This is a genomic window from Pseudomonas sp. MS646 (assembly GCF_036693845.1).
GTDB classification, from domain to species: Bacteria; Pseudomonadota; Gammaproteobacteria; order Pseudomonadales; family Pseudomonadaceae; genus Aquipseudomonas; species Aquipseudomonas chlororaphis_E.
Map to the genome: position 1 here is coordinate 2,255,229 of NZ_CP144763.1, position 17,778 is coordinate 2,273,006.

Genomic DNA, 17,778 nt, shown 5'->3' on the forward strand with positions numbered 1-17,778 from the left:
ATAAGCCTTTGTCACAAAAGACAATGCATGGTCCAATTGACGCCTGTGCAGGCCGTTCTGGGCCAGGTGGGGATCCAGGGGCCGGGCGATGCCTCGGGGCCGACAAACCCGTACAATGCTTGAGTTTTGAGCGCAGGATGGGCTAAAGATCAAAATTTTCGGCAGCACCTGCGGTTTTCTGGATGCACCTCACAGTGGTAAAAGTAGTACCGGTTGTGCACATTCACTTTTTTACCTGTTCGTCTTGAGCAGTTTTTTATAGTCATTCAACAGATGGACGCGCCGTTGGCGCAGGAAAAGAAGCGTTTTGAAGAAATCCACCGCAGCACCTAAAACAGTCGTTCCGCTCTGGCGCCAGCAATTGCACTACCGGCTCAAGGAAGGTGCGTTGATCGCGATCGGTGCCTTGTGCCTGTTCCTGATGATGGCTTTGCTAACCTACGGCAAGGACGATCCGGGCTGGAGCCACAACAGCAAGATCGAGGACGTGCAGAACTTCGGCGGGCCGGCCGGCTCCTACAGCGCCGACATCCTGTTCATGGTCCTGGGTTATTTCGCCTACATTTTCCCGTTGCTGCTGGCGATCAAGGCCTACCAGATCTTCCGCCAGCGCCACGAGCCGTGGGAGTGGAGCGGCTGGCTGTTCTCCTGGCGGCTGATCGGCCTGGTGTTCCTGGTGCTGTCGGGCGCTGCGCTGGCTCATATCCATTTCCATGCGCCCACCGGCTTGCCGGCCGGGGCGGGCGGGGCGCTGGGGGAAAGCCTCGGCGACCTGGCCAGGAACGCCTTGAACATCCAGGGCAGCACGCTGCTGTTCATCGCCCTGTTCCTGTTCGGCCTGACGGTGTTCACTGACCTGTCGTGGTTCAAGGTCATGGACGTCACCGGCAAGATCACCCTCGACCTGATCGAATTGATCCAGGGTGCGATGAACCGCTGGTGGGCGGCGCGCACCGAGCGCAAGCAACTGGTGGCGCAACTGCGTGAAGTCGACGACCGCGTCCACGACGTGGTGGCCCCGACGCTGCCGGACAAGCGCGAGCAGGCCAAGGTCAAGGAGCGCCTGATCGAACGCGAGCAGGCGTTGAGCAAACACATGTCCGAGCGCGAGAAGCAGGTGCCGCCGGTCATCAGCATGGCCCCGCCCAAGCCGCCGGAGCCGAGCAAGCGCGTGCAGAAGGAAAAACAGGTGCCGTTGTTCGTCGACAGCGCCGTGGAAGGCACCTTGCCGCCGATCTCGATCCTCGACCCGGCCGAAAAGAAACAGCTCAACTATTCTCCCGAATCCCTGGCGGCCGTCGGCCATCTGCTGGAGATCAAGCTCAAGGAGTTCGGGGTCGAGGTCTCGGTGGATTCGATTCACCCGGGCCCGGTCATTACCCGCTACGAGATCCAGCCGGCCGCCGGCGTGAAGGTCAGCCGCATCGCCAACCTGGCCAAGGACCTGGCACGTTCCCTGGCCGTGACCAGCGTGCGGGTGGTGGAAGTGATTCCCGGCAAGACCACCGTGGGCATCGAGATCCCCAACGAAGACCGGCAGATCGTGCGCTTCTCCGAAGTGCTGTCGACCACCGAGTACGACAACCACAAGTCGCCGGTCACCTTGGCCCTGGGCCACGACATCGGCGGCAAGCCGGTGATCACCGACCTGGCGAAGATGCCCCACCTGCTGGTGGCCGGTACCACCGGTTCGGGTAAGTCGGTGGGGGTGAACGCGATGATCCTGTCGATCCTGTTCAAGTCGGGCCCGGAAGACGCCAAGCTGATCATGATCGACCCGAAAATGCTCGAATTGTCGATCTACGAAGGCATTCCGCACTTGCTGTGCCCGGTGGTCACCGACATGAAAGACGCTGCCAACGCCTTGCGCTGGAGCGTCGCCGAGATGGAGCGCCGCTACAAGCTGATGGCGAAGATGGGCGTGCGCAACCTGTCGGGCTTCAATGCCAAGGTCAAGGAGGCCGAAGAGGCCGGCACCCCGCTGAGCGACCCGTTGTACCACCGCGAAAACATCCACGATGAAGCGCCGCTGCTGCACAAGCTGCCGACCATCGTGGTGGTGGTGGACGAATTCGCCGACATGATGATGATCGTCGGCAAGAAGGTCGAAGAGCTGATCGCCCGTATCGCCCAGAAGGCCCGTGCCGCCGGTATCCACCTGATCCTGGCGACCCAGCGGCCGTCGGTGGACGTGATCACCGGCCTGATCAAGGCCAACATCCCGACCCGCATGGCGTTCCAGGTGTCGAGCAAGATCGACTCGCGGACCATCATCGACCAGGGCGGTGCCGAGCAGTTGCTCGGTCACGGTGACATGCTCTACATGCCGCCGGGCACCAGCCTGCCGATCCGGGTCCATGGCGCGTTCGTTTCCGACGATGAAGTGCATCGCGTGGTGGAAGCCTGGAAGCTGCGCGGGGCACCTGAATACAACGACGACATTCTCAATGGCGTCGAGGAAGCCGGCAGTGGCTTCGAGGGCGGCAGCGGCGGCGGTGAAGAAGATGCTGAAACCGACGCGCTCTATGACGAAGCGGTGCAGTTCGTCCTGGAAAGCCGCCGGGCCTCGATTTCCGCGGTTCAGCGCAAGTTGAAGATCGGCTACAACCGCGCCGCGCGCATGATCGAAGCCATGGAAATGGCCGGGGTCGTGACGGCCATGAACACCAACGGCTCGCGCGAAGTGCTGGCGCCGGGCCCGATGCGCGACTAACGACCCGAGCGGCGTGCTTCACGCCGCTCGCCCCCCTATGAATTCATGAGGATTCCCATGCGCCTGATTCGCATGTTGCTGTTGCCCGTACTGGCCCTGACCACCTTGTCGGCCCACGCTGACGAAAAGGACGTGGCCCGCCTGACCCAGCTGTTGGAAACATCCAAGACCCTGACCGCGCGCTTCTCCCAACTGACCCTGGACGGCAGCGGCACCCAGTTGCAGGAAACCGCCGGCGACATGGCGCTGCAACGTCCAGGCCTGTTCTACTGGCACACCGATGCGCCGGCCGAGCAGTTGATGGTGTCCGATGGCAAGAAGGTCTCCTTGTGGGACCCGGACCTGGAGCAGGTCACCATCAAGACCCTCGACCAGCGCCTGACCCAGACCCCGGCGTTGCTGCTGTCGGGTGACATTTCCAAGATCAGCCAGAGCTTCGACATCAGCGCCAAGGAAGCGGGCGGCGTGATCGACTTCACCCTCAAGCCCAAGACCAAGGACAGCCTGTTCGACAGCCTGCGCCTGTCGTTCCGCAATGGCCTGGTCAATGACATGCAACTGATCGACAGCGTCGGCCAGCGCACCAATATCCTGTTCACCGGCGTGAAGGCCAACGAGCCGATCGCCGCGTCCAAGTTCAAGTTCGACATTCCCAAGGGTGCCGACGTCATCCAGGAATAAGCACAGCCGACTTGTGGGAGCGGGCTTGCCCGCGAATGCGATGTAACATTCAACATCAATGTTGACTGACCTGCCGCATTCGCGGGCAAGCCCGCTCCCACAAGGGTCTCCGGCAACAGGATCGAGTGAGGTTGCATAAGCAGTGATGGACCTGTTTCGAAGCGCACCGATTGCCCAGCCATTGGCCGCCCGCCTGCGCGCGACCAACCTGGATGAGTACGTCGGCCAGGAGCATGTGCTCGCCCGCGGCAAGCCGCTGCGCGAGGCCCTGGAGCAGGGGGCCCTGCACTCGATGATCTTCTGGGGCCCGCCGGGCGTGGGCAAGACCACCCTGGCGCGGTTGCTGGCGGAAGTTTCCGATGCCCACTTCGAGACGGTGTCCGCGGTGCTGGCCGGGGTCAAGGAAATCCGCCAGGCGGTGGAAGTGGCCAAGCAGCAGGCCGGCCAATACGGCAAGCGCACGATCCTGTTCGTCGACGAAGTGCACCGTTTCAACAAGTCCCAGCAGGACGCGTTCCTGCCGTACGTCGAGGACGGTACGCTGATCTTCATCGGCGCGACCACCGAGAATCCGTCGTTCGAACTCAACAACGCCTTGCTGTCGAGGGCGCGGGTCTATGTGCTCAGGAGCCTCGACGAGTCGGCGATGCGCAAGCTGGTGCACCGGGCGCTGACCGAGGAACGCGGCCTGGGCAAGCGCCAACTGACGCTTGACGAGGAAGGTTTCCAGATCCTGTGTGCCGCCGCCGACGGCGATGGCCGGCGGTTGCTCAACTTGCTGGAGAACGCGTCCGACCTGGCCGAGGACAACAGCGAGATCGGCGTCGAGCTGTTGCAAAGCCTGCTGGGCGATACCCGTCGTCGTTTCGACAAGGGCGGCGAGGCGTTCTACGACCAGATCTCGGCGCTGCACAAATCCATCCGCGGTTCCAATCCCGACGCGGCCTTGTACTGGTTCGCGCGGATGATCGATGGCGGTTGTGATCCGTTGTACTTGGCGCGGCGCGTGGTGCGCATGGCCAGCGAAGACATCGGCAACGCCGACCCGCGGGCCTTGAGCCTGTGCCTGGCGGCCTGGGATGTGCAGGAACGCCTCGGCAGCCCGGAAGGCGAACTTGCCGTGGCCCAGGCCATCACCTATCTGGCCTGCGCGCCCAAGAGCAATGCGGTGTACATGGGCTTCAAGGCCGCGATGCGCAGCGCCACCGAGCACGGCTCCCTCGAAGTACCGCTGCACCTGCGCAATGCGCCGACCAAGCTCATGAAACAGCTGGGCTATGGCGAAGAATACCGCTATGCCCATGATGAACCGGACGCCTACGCCGCCGGCGAGGATTATTTCCCCGAGGCCCTCGAACCCCAGCGGTTCTATGAACCCGTGCCCCGGGGCCTGGAATTGAAGATCGGCGAAAAGCTCAACCACCTGGCCCAACTCGATCGCCTGAGCCCACGGCAGCGGAGAAAACCTTGATCCCCCTGATCCTTGCAGTGTCCGCCGGCGGCGTGGCCGGCACGTTGTTGCGTTTCGCCACGGGCAATTGGATCAATGCAAATTGGCCCCGGTACTTCTATACCGCGACGCTCGCCGTTAATATCGTGGGCTGTCTGCTGATCGGCGTTCTATACGGTCTGTTTTTGATTCGTCCCGAAGTGCCCATTGAAATGCGCGCGGGGCTTATCGTCGGCTTCCTCGGCGGCCTGACGACTTTTTCATCCTTTTCACTGGATACGGTGCGCCTGCTGGAAAGCGGGCAGGTGCCGCTGGCCCTGGGCTATGCGGCCATCAGCGTATTCGGCGGGCTGCTCGCCACCTGGGTCGGCCTGTCCCTGACCAAACTTTGATAACGAGAGACCGACATGCTCGATTCCAAACTGTTACGTAGCAACCTCCAGGACGTAGCGGGCCGCCTGGCGTCCCGCGGCTTTGTCCTGGACGTCGCGCGCATCGAAGCGCTGGAAGAACAGCGCAAGACTGTCCAGACGACCACCGAGAAGCTCCAGGCCGAGCGCAACGCCATTTCCAAGAGCATCGGCCAGGCCAAGCAGCGCGGTGAGGATATTGCTCCGTTGATGGCCAGTGTCGAGAACATGGGCAGCGAACTCAACAACGGCAAGATTGCCCTCGACGCGATCCAGACCGAGCTGGACGCGATCCTGCTGGGCATTCCGAACCTGCCACACGAGTCGGTGCCGGTCGGTGAGGATGAAGACGGCAACGTCGAAGTGCGCCGCTGGGGGACGCCGAAGACTTTCGACTTCGCGGTACAGGACCATGTCGCCCTGGGCGAGAAGTTCGGCTGGCTGGATTTCGAAACCGCCGCCAAATTGTCCGGTGCCCGTTTTGCCTTGCTGCGTGGGCCGATCGCCCGCCTGCACCGCGCCCTGGCGCAATTCATGATCAACCTGCACGTGACCGAGCACGGGTACGAGGAAGCCTATACCCCGTACCTGGTCCAGGCGCCGGCTTTGCAAGGCACCGGCCAGTTGCCGAAATTCGAGGAGGATCTGTTCAAGATCGGCCGCGAAGGCGAGGCCGACCTGTACCTGATCCCGACCGCCGAAGTGTCGCTGACCAACATCGTGGCCGGCGAGATCGTCGACGCCAAGCAACTGCCGATCAAGTTCGTCGCCCACACCCCATGCTTCCGCAGCGAAGCCGGGGCATCGGGGCGCGACACCCGCGGGATGATCCGCCAGCACCAGTTCGACAAGGTCGAGATGGTGCAGATCGTCGAGCCTTCCAAGTCCATGGAAGCGCTTGAAAGCCTGACGGCCAACGCCGAGAAGGTTCTGCAACTGCTGGAGCTGCCGTATCGCACCCTGGCGCTGTGCACCGGCGACATGGGCTTCAGCGCGGTCAAGACCTATGACCTGGAAGTGTGGATCCCGAGCCAGGACAAGTACCGTGAGATTTCGTCGTGCTCCAACTGCGGCGACTTCCAGGCCCGCCGCATGCAGGCGCGTTTCCGTAACCCGGAGACCGGCAAGCCGGAACTGGTGCACACCCTCAATGGCTCCGGCCTGGCCGTGGGCCGGACCCTGGTGGCCGTGCTGGAAAACTACCAGCAGGCCGACGGCTCGATCCGTGTGCCCGAGGTGTTGAAGCCGTACATGGGCGGTATCGAGGTCATCGGCTAAATGGAATATTTGCCACTGTTCCACAACCTGCGCGGCAGTCGCGTGCTGGTGGTTGGCGGCGGGGAGATTGCCTTGCGCAAGTCCCGCCTGCTGGCCGATGCCGGTGCGCTGTTGCGGGTGGTCGCACCCGAAATCGAACCGCAATTGCGCGAACTGGTGAGTGGCAGCGGTGGCGAATGCGTCCTGCGCGGTTACCTCGAAGCGGACCTGGACGGCTGCGGCCTGATCATCGCCGCCACTGACGACGAGGCACTCAACGCCCGGGTCTCGGCCGATGCCCATCGGCGCTGCGTGCCGGTCAACGTGGTGGACGCGCCGGCCCTGTGCAGCGTGATCTTCCCGGCGATCGTCGACCGTTCGCCGCTGGTGATCGCGGTGTCCAGTGGCGGTGATGCACCGGTGCTGGCGCGGTTGATCCGGGCCAAGCTGGAAACCTGGATTCCCTCGACCTACGGGCAACTTGCCGGCCTGGCGGCGCGGTTTCGCAGCCAGGTCAAGGGCCTGTTCCCAGACGTACAGCAACGCCGGGCGTTCTGGGAAGACGTGTTCCAGGGGCCGATCGCTGATCGCCAGTTGGCCGGGCAGGGCGCCGAGGCCGAGCGTCTGCTGCGCGAGAAGATCGCCGGCCAGGCGCCGCATGCGCCGGGCGAAGTCTACTTGGTGGGGGCAGGGCCCGGTGATCCGGACCTGCTGACCTTCCGCGCCTTGCGGCTGATGCAACAGGCGGACGTGGTGCTCTACGACCGCCTGGTGGCGCCCGCGATCCTCGAGTTGTGCCGGCGTGACGCCGAGCGGGTTTATGTGGGCAAGCGTCGCTCCGAACACGCCGTGCCCCAGGACCAGATCAACCAGCAACTGGTGGACCTGGCCCGACAGGGCAAGCGCGTGGTGCGGTTGAAGGGCGGCGATCCGTTCATTTTCGGTCGCGGCGGCGAAGAGATCGAAGAACTGGCCGCCCACGGCATCCCGTTCCAGGTCGTGCCGGGTATCACCGCGGCCAGTGGTTGCGCGGCGTACGCGGGCATTCCGTTGACCCACCGCGACCACGCCCAGTCGGTACGTTTCATCACGGGCCACCTCAAGGATGGCAGCAGCGACTTGCCGTGGGCAGACCTGGTTTCCCCGGCCCAGACGCTGGTGTTCTACATGGGGTTGGTGGGCTTGCCGATGATCTGCAGCGAGCTGATCAGGCATGGCCGCGCGGCGGATACGCCAGCGGCCTTGATCCAGCAAGGCACGACGGTCAACCAGCGGGTATTCACCGGCACCCTGGCAGACTTGCCGCGGCTGGTGGCGGAGCATGAGGTGCATGCACCGACGCTGGTGATCGTGGGGGAAGTGGTGCAACTGCGCGAGAAGCTGGCGTGGTTCGAAGGGGCCCAGGGGCAGGTCTGAAGACTGCGTCGCGCCCTTCGCGAGCAAGCCCGCTCCCACGTTGGATCGTTGTTCACCATGAATCGGTGGCCATACACGGTCCAGTGTGGGAGCGGGCTTGCTCGCGAAGAGGCCCTCAGTGACAACGGACTTCCCGGATCAATCCCCAGTCCCCCGCCAAATCCCTTTCCCACTCAACCGCGCCCGATCATGGGCCCCGGTGAAGTCCTGCTTCGGCCCCTTCGGTACGATCCCATTGGGGTTGATGGTCTTGTGGCTGCCGTAGTAATGACCCTGGATGTGAACGAAGTCCACGGTCTCGGCGATGCCCGGCCACTGGTACAACTCCCTCAACCAGTTCGACAGGTTCGGATAGTCGGCGATGCGCCGCAGGTTGCATTTGAAATGGCCGAAATACACCGCGTCGAAGCGAATGATCGTGGTGAACAGGCGGATGTCCGCCTCGGTCAGGTATTCACCGGCCAGGTAGCGGCGGCTGGCCAACAGGGCCTCCAGTTGGTCCAGCTCGGCGAACAGGCCGTCGAAGGCTTCTTCGTAGGCGGCTTGGGTGGTGGCGAACCCGGCGCGATACACGCCGTTGTTCACCGCCGGGTAGATCCGCTCGTTGAGCGCGTCGATCTCGCTGCGCAGGTGCGCCGGGTACAGGTCCAGGTGATTTTCAGTCAGGCCGTCGAATGCGCCGTTGAACATGCGGATGATCTCCGCCGATTCATTGTTGACGATGCGCCCCTGTTGCTTGTCCCACAGCACCGGCACGGTGACGCGGCCGGTGTAGTCGGCGGTGTCGGCGGTGTAGCGCTGGTGCAGGAAGTCGAGGTCGTCCAGTTTGTCGCCGGTGGAACCGTGGGTTTTGTCGAAGGTCCAGCCGTTTTCCAGCATCAGGTAGCTGACCACCGAGACGTCGATCAGGTTTTCCAAGCCTTTGAGCTTGCGGAAAATCAGCGTGCGGTGGGCCCAGGGACAGGCCAGGGAGACGTATAGATGATAGCGCCCGGCCTCGGCGGCAAAACCGCCCTCACCGCTAGGGCCGGCGCTGCCATCGGCGGTCACCCAGTGACGGCGCTGCGCCTGCTCGCGTTGGAAGCTGCCGTCCTTGCTTTCATACCACTGGTCCTGCCAGCGGCCTTCGACTAACAAACCCATCTCGATCTCCTCGACCTATAAACGTTGGAGAGGAGTCTATTCCGATAGGTTCGAACAAAAAGCGCAAAGGTTAGGCGTTAATCATCAGTTAAATCGAACGATCCCGGCCGTCCCAGTACTGGCGGGCGCGCTCGAACGCAGCTTCACGAGTCAGGCCCAGGCCGCGCAAGGCCAAGGCCATGGTGGCGATCAGGGCCAATTGCGGGTAGCTGTCCTGTACGTCACCGCGCCAGACGGCCTTCAAGTGTTCGGGGTCGAGGCTTTCCGGCTTGACGTGGCGCTGTTCGGCCAGTCGCGGCCATTGCTCGTCCCAGCTGACGCCGCCGGACGTTCCGTAGAGGTGGCTGTCGGCGTCCGGGTTGATCTCTATTTCGCCGCCGTCACCCTTGATCACGATGGCGGTATCGCCCAGCAAGCCGCTGGCTTCGCGGTGCACGGCCTGGTAGCCGGGGTGGAAAATGCTTTGCAACCCGCACCGTGCGCCCAGCGGGTTGAGGATCCGCGCCAGGGAATGGATAGGCGAACGCAACCCGAGGGTGTTGCGCAGGTCGATCATCCGTTGCATTTGCGGCGCCCAGTCCACCAGTGGCATGAAGGCCAGGCCGCCGTTGTCCAGGGCGCCGGCGACTTGCTGCCAGTCCCGGCACAGCGGGATTTGCAGAAAGCCCAGCAATTGTTCGGTGTAGAGGCGACCCGCCGTATGAGCGCCGCCGCCGTGCATGAAGATCCGCACGCCGTTCTGCCCAAGGCACTTGGCTGCCAGCAGGTACCACGGCAAATGGCGTTTCTTGCCGGCGTAGGTTGGCCAGTCGAGGTCCACCGTCAACCCCGGCACGACCAGGCGCTCACGCAGGGCTTCGGTGAAACCGGCCATTTCCTCGGCGCTTTCTTCCTTGTGCCGCAACAGCATCAGGAAAGCGCCGAGCTGGGTGTCCTCGACCTGTTCATCCAGCACCAGGCCCATGGCCTGGCGCGCTTCTTCGCGGGTCAGGTTGCGGGCGCCGCGCTTGCCTTTGCCAAGGATGCGCACGAACGGGGCGAACGGATGTTCGGCCGGGGTCTCGAGGGTCAGCGAAGCAAAGTCGGTCATAGGCAATTCGTCGGTTTGGGCAGGCCCGCCAGCTTGGCGGCGAGTTTGGCGGGAGTGCCTTTGAACAGTCGGTTCAAGTGCAGGCTGTTGCCTTTGTCCGCGCCCAATTTCAGCGCGGTGTACTTGATCAGTGGCCGGGTCGCGGGGGAGAGCTGGAACTCGCGGTAGAAGCCGCGCAGCAGTTCGAGGATTTCCCAGTGCTCGGGGCTCAGTTCGATTTCTTCGGTGGCGGCCAGGGCCGTGGCGACATCGGCCGACCAGTCGTCCAGGTCGGCCAGGTAGCCGTCCTTGTCCAGCGCGATGGCGCGTTCGCCCACATTCAACGTGTTCATAGCCAGGTGTTGACCTTGTCATGCTCGATCGACAGTTCGACGAAGGCCGGGTAGTCGATGGCCTTGGCCCAGTCTGGCGCTTGCAAGGCGCGGGCCTGGACGTCTTCAGCGAGCACGAACAGTTTCAGGCCGCGGCCCAGCAGGGTTTCAAACGGCGCGGTGCCAGGCCGTAGGGCATACGTCGCGTCGCCGCACAGCAGCAGGGCATCGTGTTCGCCGAGTATGCGCAAGCAACTGGCGAAACGAGAGTCGCCGAAGGGCGAGTGAGACAATACGTGCAAGGTCGACATCAGAGGGTGATCACCTGGTCGTAGCGGTCAATGAGCGCGGCGATCTGTGCCGCGTCCAGTACATTCACGTCGTCCAGCGCCAGCGTGTCAGGGGCGACGCCGCGCTCGGCGGCGCTGTCGGCGCAGACAAACAGTTGCTCGACGCCGAACAGCGGCAGTGCCTGCAGGTTCGCACTCAGGTCTTTCTGCTGGACGGCCCTGGCGTCTTGCGCCGTGAGTAACTGGAGCACGCCGTCGTCGAGAAACAGCAGGCCGATGGGCAGGTCGAACGCGCCGCCGGCCAGGACGATGTCCAGCGCTTCACGGGCGCTCGGGCCCGACCATGGGGCCTGGCGGCTGATCAGCAGTAATGACTTGGGCATCAAGCGCCTCCAAAACAGATCAGGCGGTCCGCGTCCTGGATTGCATCGTGCAACTGGCCGAGGCCGGACAGGGCCCAGGGCGCCTCGACACTGGCCGCCGAACGCTGGTAGCGCTGGGCTTCCTCATCGTTCAACACACCCCGGCGCAACGCCGCGGCGATGCACACCACGCCGTCGAGCTGGTGGTCGCTGACGAACGTGCGCCATTCGCGTGGCAGGTCCTGTTCGTCCTGGGGCGTGACGATGCTGGCGCCGGCGTTATAGACGCCGTCCTGGTAGAAAAACAACCGCACGATTTCGTGCCCACCGGCCAGCGCAGCCTGGGCGAACAGCAAGGCACGGCGCGAGGAGGGCGCGTGGGCGGCGGAAAACAGCGCGATGGCGAACTTCATGACAGACCCGGTCAGCGAAACTGCGGCCATGATAAAGCTTTATGGGCGGTGGGGCGATTGCCAAGGGGGCTCGACACGAAGGGCATGGCGATCACTGTGTGGTGAGCGAGCTTGCTCCCTCGCCACGGTTCACGGCTTGTCTTCAAGGCCATGCAGCTGGCAATACTCCGCCCAGTCCATCCCCGCCATTTCCGCCACTTCCTTGTGCACCTCCAGGCGCTGGACCTGGTAGTCCTCGGGCGAGGCGGCGGTCAGTTGCAGGGTCAATTCCCAGGCGAACAGGTGCTGGCGCTCGGCCTCGGCTTCGAAGGCTTCATGCAGCCGTTCGGCGCGATATTGTTCGGCGGTCTCGCCCTTGGCCTGGGCGAGCAGCGGGTTGAGGGTGTCCAGTTCGTGGCGCAGGTGCGGGCGTTCGTCGAGAAACCTGGCCAGGGCCCGTTCGTGTTGTTGTTCGGTTGCCGCCATGGTGACTCCTTTGGTTGATGGCCCACGGGTTGCGCGAATCGAGGCCTGCTGTCGCGGGTAAATTTCAGTAAAGCAGCGCGACGGTTCGGGTCCTAGTGCTACAGTCGGCTTTTTTCGGTGAGAGAACGCAATGCGAATGTTGACGGTGGCCCTGGCCGCTAGCTTGCTGGCCGGCTGTGCGGGTTCGGCGATGAACCAGGCCCGGACCCAGGCGCCCTACAAGACCCTGGCCTCGGACAAGCCTGCGCAGGTCGTGGCCCAGTGCGTGCAGTTTGCCTGGCAGGACGAAGCAGTGTTCGGCGTCGATGCCGCGGCGTACCTGCAACCCGGCGAGAAGGGTGGCCTGACGGTGTACACCCGCTCCGCCGAATCGTTCGTCGATGTCCTGGCCGGCGCCAACGGCACCGCGTTGAACTACTACGCCCAGCACGACGACTTCGTCGCCAAGCGTCGGTTGGCGGCGCTGGCGACCTGTTTGTAAGTCGCCGGCCCAGCAGCCCTGTGGGCGTTCAGTCCGCAGCTTCCAGGCGCTTCTGGAAGAAAAAGTGCTGGTGGCCCGGAGGGTAGTCGTCGATGTGGCCGACTTCCGTGAAGCCTTGCTTGCGATAGAACGCCGGTGCCTGGAAGTCGAACGTGTCCAGAAAAATGCCCAAGCAGTTTTTCTCCCGCGCCAGGTCTTCGGCCATTTGCATCAGGGTCGAGCCCGTGCCTTGGCCCCGGGCCTGTTCCGGCACGACCAGCAACTCGATGTAGAACCAGCGGAAAAATATTCGCCCGTAGAGCCCGCCGACGACTTCAGCGCTGTGCTCGTCGCGTATCAGCAAGGCGACGAGCTCGGGCACCGTGGCGCCGGTCTGGGCGCTGTTGTAGGCGCGCAGCGGCGCGAGAATGGCCTGGCGCTCCTCGTCGGTGGGCGCATCGGTGCGTTCGATTCGCAGCGTCATTGGGGATGTCCTCAAGCGGGAATTATCTGCGCGAGACTATCGCAACGGGCGCATTGCGCAAACCGGGCCATACTGGCTAGGTCCTAAAACAAGAAGAGACCTGACCCATGACGTTCCAATCCCTTGCCAGGACCCTCCTGGCCACCTCGCTGACCCTTGGCTGCCTGGCCGCGCAGGCCGCGTCCCAGGCGCCGGTTGCCGCCGAAAACGGCATGGTGGTCACCGCCCAGCACCTGGCCACCCACGTGGGCGTCGATGTGCTCAAGAACGGCGGTAATGCCGTGGATGCAGCAGTGGCGGTGGGCTATGCCCTGGCGGTGGTCTACCCGGCGGCGGGCAACCTGGGGGGCGGCGGCTTCATGACCCTCCAACTGGCCGACGGCCGCAAGACCTTCCTGGACTTCCGCGAAAAAGCCCCTCTGGCGGCCACCGCCAACATGTACCTGGACAAGGACGGCAACGTCGTGCCCGAACTCAGCACCCGTGGCCACTTGGCGGTGGGTGTGCCCGGCACCGTGTCCGGCATGGAGCTGGCGTTGCAGAAATACGGCAGCAAGCCCCGGGCTGAACTGATCGCCCCGGCCATTCGCCTCGCCGAAGAAGGGTTCACCCTCGAGCAGGGCGATGTCGACCTGCTGGAAACCGCAACCGATGTGTTCAAGAAGGACATGCGCGACTCCGGGGCGATTTTCCTGCACAACGGCGAGCCCATGCAGGTTGGCCAGAAACTGGTGCAGAAGGACCTCGCCAAGACCCTGCGGGAAATCTCCGCCAAGGGCGCCGATGGCTTCTACAAGGGCTGGGTCGCCGATGCACTCGTTACCTCCAGCCAGGCCAACAAGGGCATCATCACCCAGGCCGACCTGGACAAGTACAAGACCCGTGAGCTGGCACCGGTGGAGTGCGACTACCGCGGCTACCACATTGTCTCGGCGCCACCGCCCAGTTCCGGTGGGGTGGTGTTGTGCCAGATCATGAACATCCTCGACGGCTATCCGATGAAGGAGCTGGGCTTTCATTCGGCCCAGGGCATGCATTACCAGATTGAAGCCATGCGCCACGCCTACGTGGACCGCAACAGCTACCTGGGTGACCCGGACTTCGTGAAGAACCCCATCGACCACCTGCTGGACAAGCAATACGCCGCCAAGTTGCGCGCCGCCATCGAGCCGCAAAAGGCTGGCGATTCGCAGAAGATCAAGCCGGGCGTGGCGCCCCATGAGGGCAGCAACACCACCCATTACTCCATCGTCGACCAGTGGGGCAACGCCGTTTCCGTCACCTACACCCTCAACGACTGGTTCGGTGCCGGGGTGATGGCGAGCAAGACCGGGGTCATCCTCAACGACGAGATGGACGACTTCACCGCCAAGGTCGGCGTGCCCAACATGTACGGCCTGGTGCAGGGCGAGGCCAATGCCATCGCACCGGGCAAGGCGCCGCTGTCGTCCATGAGCCCGACCATCGTCACCAAGGACGGCAAGACGGTGATGGTGGTGGGGACGCCGGGCGGCAGCCGCATCATCACGGCGACCTTGCTGACCATCCTCAACGTGATCGACTACGGCATGAACCTCCAGGAAGCCGTCGATGCGCCGCGTTTCCATCAGCAGTGGATGCCCGAGGAGACCAACCTGGAAACCTTCGCCGCCAGCCCCGATACGCAGAAGCTGTTGGAAAGCTGGGGCCACAAGTTCGCCGGCCCGCAAGACCCCAACCACATCGCGGCGATCCTGGTCGGTGCGCCGTCGCTGGGTGGCAAACCGGTGGGCAAGAACCGCTTCTATGGCGCCAACGACCCTCGCCGTAACACTGGGTTGTCGTTGGGTTACTGATCCCATCAACGTTTGCAGAGGAAAGTCATGAGCACCGCATTGCTGATCATCGATGTCCAGAACGGACTGTGCAGTGGCGAAGAAGAATGTTTCGACATCCAGCGCGTCATCCGGACCATCAACGACCTCAGCGCCAAGGCCAGGGCGGCCGGCTGGCCGGTGATCCTGGTCCAGCATGAGGAGCTGGAAGGTTCGCTGACCCATGGCTGCGACGCCTGGCAACTGGCTGACGGCCTGCTGACTGACGCAGACGATCTGCGGGTGCGCAAGACCACGCCGGACGCCTTCTACCAGACCGACCTGCTGTCGCTGCTGCAAGCGCGGAGTATTGATCGGCTGGTGGTCTGCGGGCTGCAGACCGATTACTGCGTCAACGCCACCGTGCGCCAGGCCCATGCTCTCGGCTATGACCTGGTGCTGGCGGCCGACGCCCACTCTACGGTGGACAACGGCAGCATGACGGCAGAGCAGATCATCGCCAACCACAACAACCGCCTGGGGCGCCTGAGCAGCGCGGTGTCGCGGATCGATGTGGTGCCGGCGGAGGCCGTGCGGTTCTGACCTCACCCAGCACCTGTGGCGAGGGAGCTTGCTCCCTCGCCACAAAACCTGGTCGCCAGGGCGCGACGTCGGTGCTTCAGTTACGCCCAGCCACCCCGGCCACGGGCGCCTTGGCCCGTTCAACCTTGCGGTACGTCAGCAGCACGATACCGGTGACCACGATCGCGCCGCCCAGCACCTGGCCCGGGTTGAGCATCTGGTCCAGCACCAGCCAGCCAATCAGCAGCGTGGCCAGCGGTTCGATGTTCATCACTGGGGCGTTGCGCGGCATGTCCAGGCGCGGCACGCAGATGAACAGGACGGTGAACCCGGTGCCGTAGAGCACCACCAGCGTGGCCAGGGCCAGCCAGCCGGTGCTGCTGGCCGGCAGGTCGAAACCGCCGGGCAGGGCGCCGGTCAGGCCGGCGAGGTTGACGCTGCTGAAGACGATGAAAATCGTCAGCAGGCTGCGCACCGAGCCGCGCACCTGGGACAACTTGTGGTCGGTAATCCACAAGGCGCAGGCAAACACGCAGGCGGCGCAGAAGGCCAGCCCCACCCCGACCAGCCATTGCGGGCCGACGCTCTGTTCAGAGGCCAGCCGCGCCGGCACCTCCAACACGAACACCAGGCCCACCAGGATCATCCCCATCAGTGCGGCGGTGCGTGCGGTCGGGCGGGGCCCACCCAGTGCCCAGGTGAGCAGCGCCAGCAGAATCGGAAAGAGGTTGCCGACCAGCAGCGCCAACGCCACGGGCACCCGCGCCACGGCGGAGTAGAGGCACAGGCTCTGGGCACCGATCAACAACCCCAGCGTCAGTTGCCAGCGCCACGCACCGCGGGGCAGGCGCAGGCTCTGGCGTTGCCACAGCACCAGGGCGGCCAGCACCAGCAAGGTCCCGCCCGAGCGCAGCAGGATCGCCAGCAACACGCCGGCGCCGTCGTCAAAAGCGGCCCGGGCGGCGACATGATTACCGGCAAAGGCGCAGCCCATGCACAGCAGGACAAGCACCGCGAGGTGCCGGGGAAGTGGAGTGGGAGCGGCAGTAGCGAGGGTCATGGCAGTCTCGAAGGGCAGGCCACCCGAGCAAGTATTTCGGATGGCCGTTATTGTTATTAGTTATCGTACAACATGAGTTTTTACCCCACGAAGGGCCAGGAAACAAGCGCGCAGTCGGTATCAGTGGCTCGCCATCAGTGGGCTGAAATGCGGAGCATCGCGAAAAAACGCTGAATTGCCTGTCTTGTACGATGTCTTATCACGGAGTAAAACTGTGCTCCCGTCCAATAACAATAACGGAGAGACGCACGATGGATGCTTCGCAATCTTCAACCGCCGCCGATCAGGGGCGTCGGGTCTTCCTGAAAAAATCCCTGGTGGTTTCGGCGGCTGCCGCTACCTTGGGCAACCTGCCGGGGCTCGCCCAGGCCGAACCGCTGAGCCAGCGTTACCCGGACCCGTTGATCAATATCCTCGACCCTAGCTTCATGGACTTGCGCATCTTCAACGCCAGCGTGGAAAAGCTCGCCACCGGCCTGCGCTGGGCGGAAGGGCCGGTGTGGATCGGCGACGGTCGTTACCTGCTGGTCAGTGACATTCCCAACAACCGCATCGTGCGCTGGGATGAAATCACCGGCGATCTCTCGGTGTACCGCGAACACTCCAACTTCTCCAACGGCATGTGCCGGGATCGCCAGGGACGATTGCTGGTGTGCGAAGGTTCCACCACGTCCAGCGAAGGCCGGCGCGTGACCCGCACCGAGCACAACGGCACGATCACCGTGCTGGCGGACAGTTTCGAGGGCAAGCCGCTCAACTCGCCCAACGACATCGTCTGCAAGAAGGACGGTTCGATCTGGTTCACCGACCCGCCGTTCCAGACCGGCAACAACTACGAAGGGCACAAAGTCACGCCGGCCCAGCCCCATGCGGTGTACCGCATCGATGGCGAGACCGGTACGCTCAGCCGGGTGATCGACGACCTGGCGGGGCCGAACGGGCTGTGCTTTTCCCCGGACGAGAAAATCCTCTACGTGGTCGAAGGCCGGGCCAAGCCCAACCGCCTGATCTGGGCGATCACGGTCAAGGACGACGGCACCTTGGGCGAGCGGCGCAAGCACATCGAGGGCCTGGACTACGCCGCCATCGATGGCATCAAGTGCGACGAAAGCGGCAACCTCTGGTGCGGCTGGGGCGGCAACGGTGACCCCAAGGCCGACCTGGAAAAACTCGATGGCGTGCGGGTGTTCAACCCTCAAGGCAAGGCTATCGGGCACATCTCCCTGCCGGAACGCTGCCCCAATGTCTGCTTTGGCGGCCGGGAAGGTAACCGGTTGTTCATGGCGGGCAGCCATTCGTTGTATTCACTGTTCGTGAATACGCGGGGGGCGACGTTCGCCTGATCGATCGAGTGCTGTCAGGCAGCCCTTTTCCTGTGGCGCGGGCTGCCTCGCAGCC

Annotated in this window: 19 protein-coding genes; 10 read left to right on the forward strand and 9 right to left on the reverse strand. The window is 63.7% G+C overall.

Going from position 1 to position 17,778, the window contains the following annotated elements; all coding sequences use genetic code 11:
• Window positions 1-307 precede the first annotated feature (307 nt).
• The 6 genes from V3H56_RS10015 to cysG all read left to right on the forward strand — a co-directional run bounded on the left by V3H56_RS10015 (window position 308) and on the right by cysG (window position 7,927).
• Window positions 308-2,713 carry a DNA translocase FtsK gene (locus tag V3H56_RS10015; RefSeq protein ID WP_042731104.1) on the forward strand — a complete coding sequence of 802 codons (2,406 nt, stop codon included), beginning with the start codon at window positions 308-310 and terminating at the stop codon, window positions 2,711-2,713.
• A 57-nt stretch (window positions 2,714-2,770) separates the two neighbouring features.
• Entirely contained in the window at window positions 2,771-3,394 is a 624-nt protein-coding gene (lolA, locus tag V3H56_RS10020) for an outer membrane lipoprotein chaperone LolA (RefSeq protein WP_042731103.1), read from the forward strand.
• A gap of 145 nt (window positions 3,395-3,539) precedes the next feature.
• Window positions 3,540-4,865, forward strand: coding sequence for a replication-associated recombination protein A (locus V3H56_RS10025; RefSeq protein WP_042731102.1), 1,326 nt, complete (start codon window positions 3,540-3,542; stop codon window positions 4,863-4,865).
• The gene (gene crcB, locus V3H56_RS10030) at window positions 4,862-5,236 is read left to right on the forward strand and encodes a fluoride efflux transporter CrcB (RefSeq protein ID WP_042731101.1); all 375 of its coding nucleotides are present in this window, start codon (window positions 4,862-4,864) and stop codon (window positions 5,234-5,236) included. Before V3H56_RS10025 ends, crcB begins: the two co-directional genes overlap by 4 nt.
• Before the next feature lie 15 nt (window positions 5,237-5,251).
• Window positions 5,252-6,532: a serine--tRNA ligase gene (gene serS, locus V3H56_RS10035; protein WP_042731100.1), complete on the forward strand. Its 1,281-nt coding sequence runs from the start codon at window positions 5,252-5,254 to the stop codon at window positions 6,530-6,532.
• Window positions 6,533-7,927 (forward strand): siroheme synthase CysG, encoded by a 1,395-nt coding sequence (cysG, locus tag V3H56_RS10040; RefSeq protein ID WP_047737197.1) that lies wholly within the window; start codon window positions 6,533-6,535, stop codon window positions 7,925-7,927.
• Between the two features lie 138 nt (window positions 7,928-8,065).
• On the opposite strand, the gene V3H56_RS10045 is transcribed toward cysG, so the two are convergent.
• The 7 genes from V3H56_RS10045 to V3H56_RS10075 all read right to left on the reverse strand — a co-directional run bounded on the left by V3H56_RS10045 (window position 8,066) and on the right by V3H56_RS10075 (window position 12,001).
• Entirely contained in the window at window positions 8,066-9,070 is a 1,005-nt protein-coding gene (locus tag V3H56_RS10045; RefSeq protein WP_042732608.1) for a glutathione S-transferase family protein, read from the reverse strand.
• An 88-nt stretch (window positions 9,071-9,158) separates the two neighbouring features.
• A complete protein-coding gene (locus V3H56_RS10050; protein WP_123578774.1) occupies window positions 9,159-10,160 on the reverse strand; it encodes a glycosyl transferase family protein in 1,002 nt (333 codons plus the stop codon).
• On the reverse strand, window positions 10,157-10,492 hold the full coding sequence (locus V3H56_RS10055) for a TusE/DsrC/DsvC family sulfur relay protein (RefSeq protein WP_042732606.1): 336 nt from the start codon (window positions 10,490-10,492) through the stop codon (window positions 10,157-10,159). The genes V3H56_RS10050 and V3H56_RS10055 overlap by 4 nt, the downstream gene beginning before the upstream one ends.
• Complete coding sequence (gene tusB / locus V3H56_RS10060) at window positions 10,489-10,782, reverse strand: sulfurtransferase complex subunit TusB (protein ID WP_047737190.1); 294 nt, start codon at window positions 10,780-10,782, stop codon at window positions 10,489-10,491. Before tusB ends, V3H56_RS10055 begins: the two co-directional genes overlap by 4 nt.
• Window positions 10,782-11,144, reverse strand: coding sequence for a sulfurtransferase complex subunit TusC (gene tusC, locus V3H56_RS10065; RefSeq protein WP_047737188.1), 363 nt, complete (start codon window positions 11,142-11,144; stop codon window positions 10,782-10,784). The genes tusB and tusC overlap by 1 nt, the downstream gene beginning before the upstream one ends.
• A complete protein-coding gene (gene tusD, locus V3H56_RS10070) occupies window positions 11,144-11,536 on the reverse strand; it encodes a sulfurtransferase complex subunit TusD (protein WP_042732610.1) in 393 nt (130 codons plus the stop codon). The genes tusC and tusD overlap by 1 nt, the downstream gene beginning before the upstream one ends.
• A gap of 129 nt (window positions 11,537-11,665) precedes the next feature.
• Window positions 11,666-12,001, reverse strand: a complete 336-nt coding sequence (locus tag V3H56_RS10075; protein ID WP_047737186.1) for a DUF6388 family protein — start codon at window positions 11,999-12,001, stop codon at window positions 11,666-11,668.
• Window positions 12,002-12,131: 130 nt separating this feature from the next.
• Between V3H56_RS10075 and V3H56_RS10080 the strand changes: the two genes are divergently transcribed.
• A complete protein-coding gene (locus V3H56_RS10080; protein ID WP_123578776.1) occupies window positions 12,132-12,482 on the forward strand; it encodes a hypothetical protein in 351 nt (116 codons plus the stop codon).
• 28 nt (window positions 12,483-12,510) lie between these two features.
• Here the strand turns inward: V3H56_RS10080 and V3H56_RS10085 are convergent, their stop codons facing one another.
• A complete protein-coding gene (locus tag V3H56_RS10085; RefSeq protein ID WP_338474534.1) occupies window positions 12,511-12,945 on the reverse strand; it encodes a GNAT family N-acetyltransferase in 435 nt (144 codons plus the stop codon).
• Between the two features lie 107 nt (window positions 12,946-13,052).
• On the opposite strand from V3H56_RS10085, the gene ggt reads away from it, so the two are divergent.
• Together ggt and V3H56_RS10095 are read left to right on the forward strand one after the other, a co-directional pair.
• On the forward strand, window positions 13,053-14,780 hold the full coding sequence (gene ggt / locus V3H56_RS10090; RefSeq protein ID WP_338474535.1) for a gamma-glutamyltransferase: 1,728 nt from the start codon (window positions 13,053-13,055) through the stop codon (window positions 14,778-14,780).
• Window positions 14,781-14,807: 27 nt separating this feature from the next.
• Window positions 14,808-15,341 carry a cysteine hydrolase family protein gene (locus tag V3H56_RS10095; RefSeq protein WP_042731681.1) on the forward strand — a complete coding sequence of 178 codons (534 nt, stop codon included), beginning with the start codon at window positions 14,808-14,810 and terminating at the stop codon, window positions 15,339-15,341.
• A gap of 76 nt (window positions 15,342-15,417) precedes the next feature.
• On the opposite strand, the gene V3H56_RS10100 is transcribed toward V3H56_RS10095, so the two are convergent.
• Complete coding sequence (locus V3H56_RS10100; RefSeq protein ID WP_042731688.1) at window positions 15,418-16,380, reverse strand: DMT family transporter; 963 nt, start codon at window positions 16,378-16,380, stop codon at window positions 15,418-15,420.
• A 251-nt stretch (window positions 16,381-16,631) separates the two neighbouring features.
• On the opposite strand from V3H56_RS10100, the gene V3H56_RS10105 reads away from it, so the two are divergent.
• The gene (locus tag V3H56_RS10105; protein WP_042731682.1) at window positions 16,632-17,723 is read left to right on the forward strand and encodes an SMP-30/gluconolactonase/LRE family protein; all 1,092 of its coding nucleotides are present in this window, start codon (window positions 16,632-16,634) and stop codon (window positions 17,721-17,723) included.
• The last annotated feature ends 55 nt before the right edge of the window (window positions 17,724-17,778 follow it).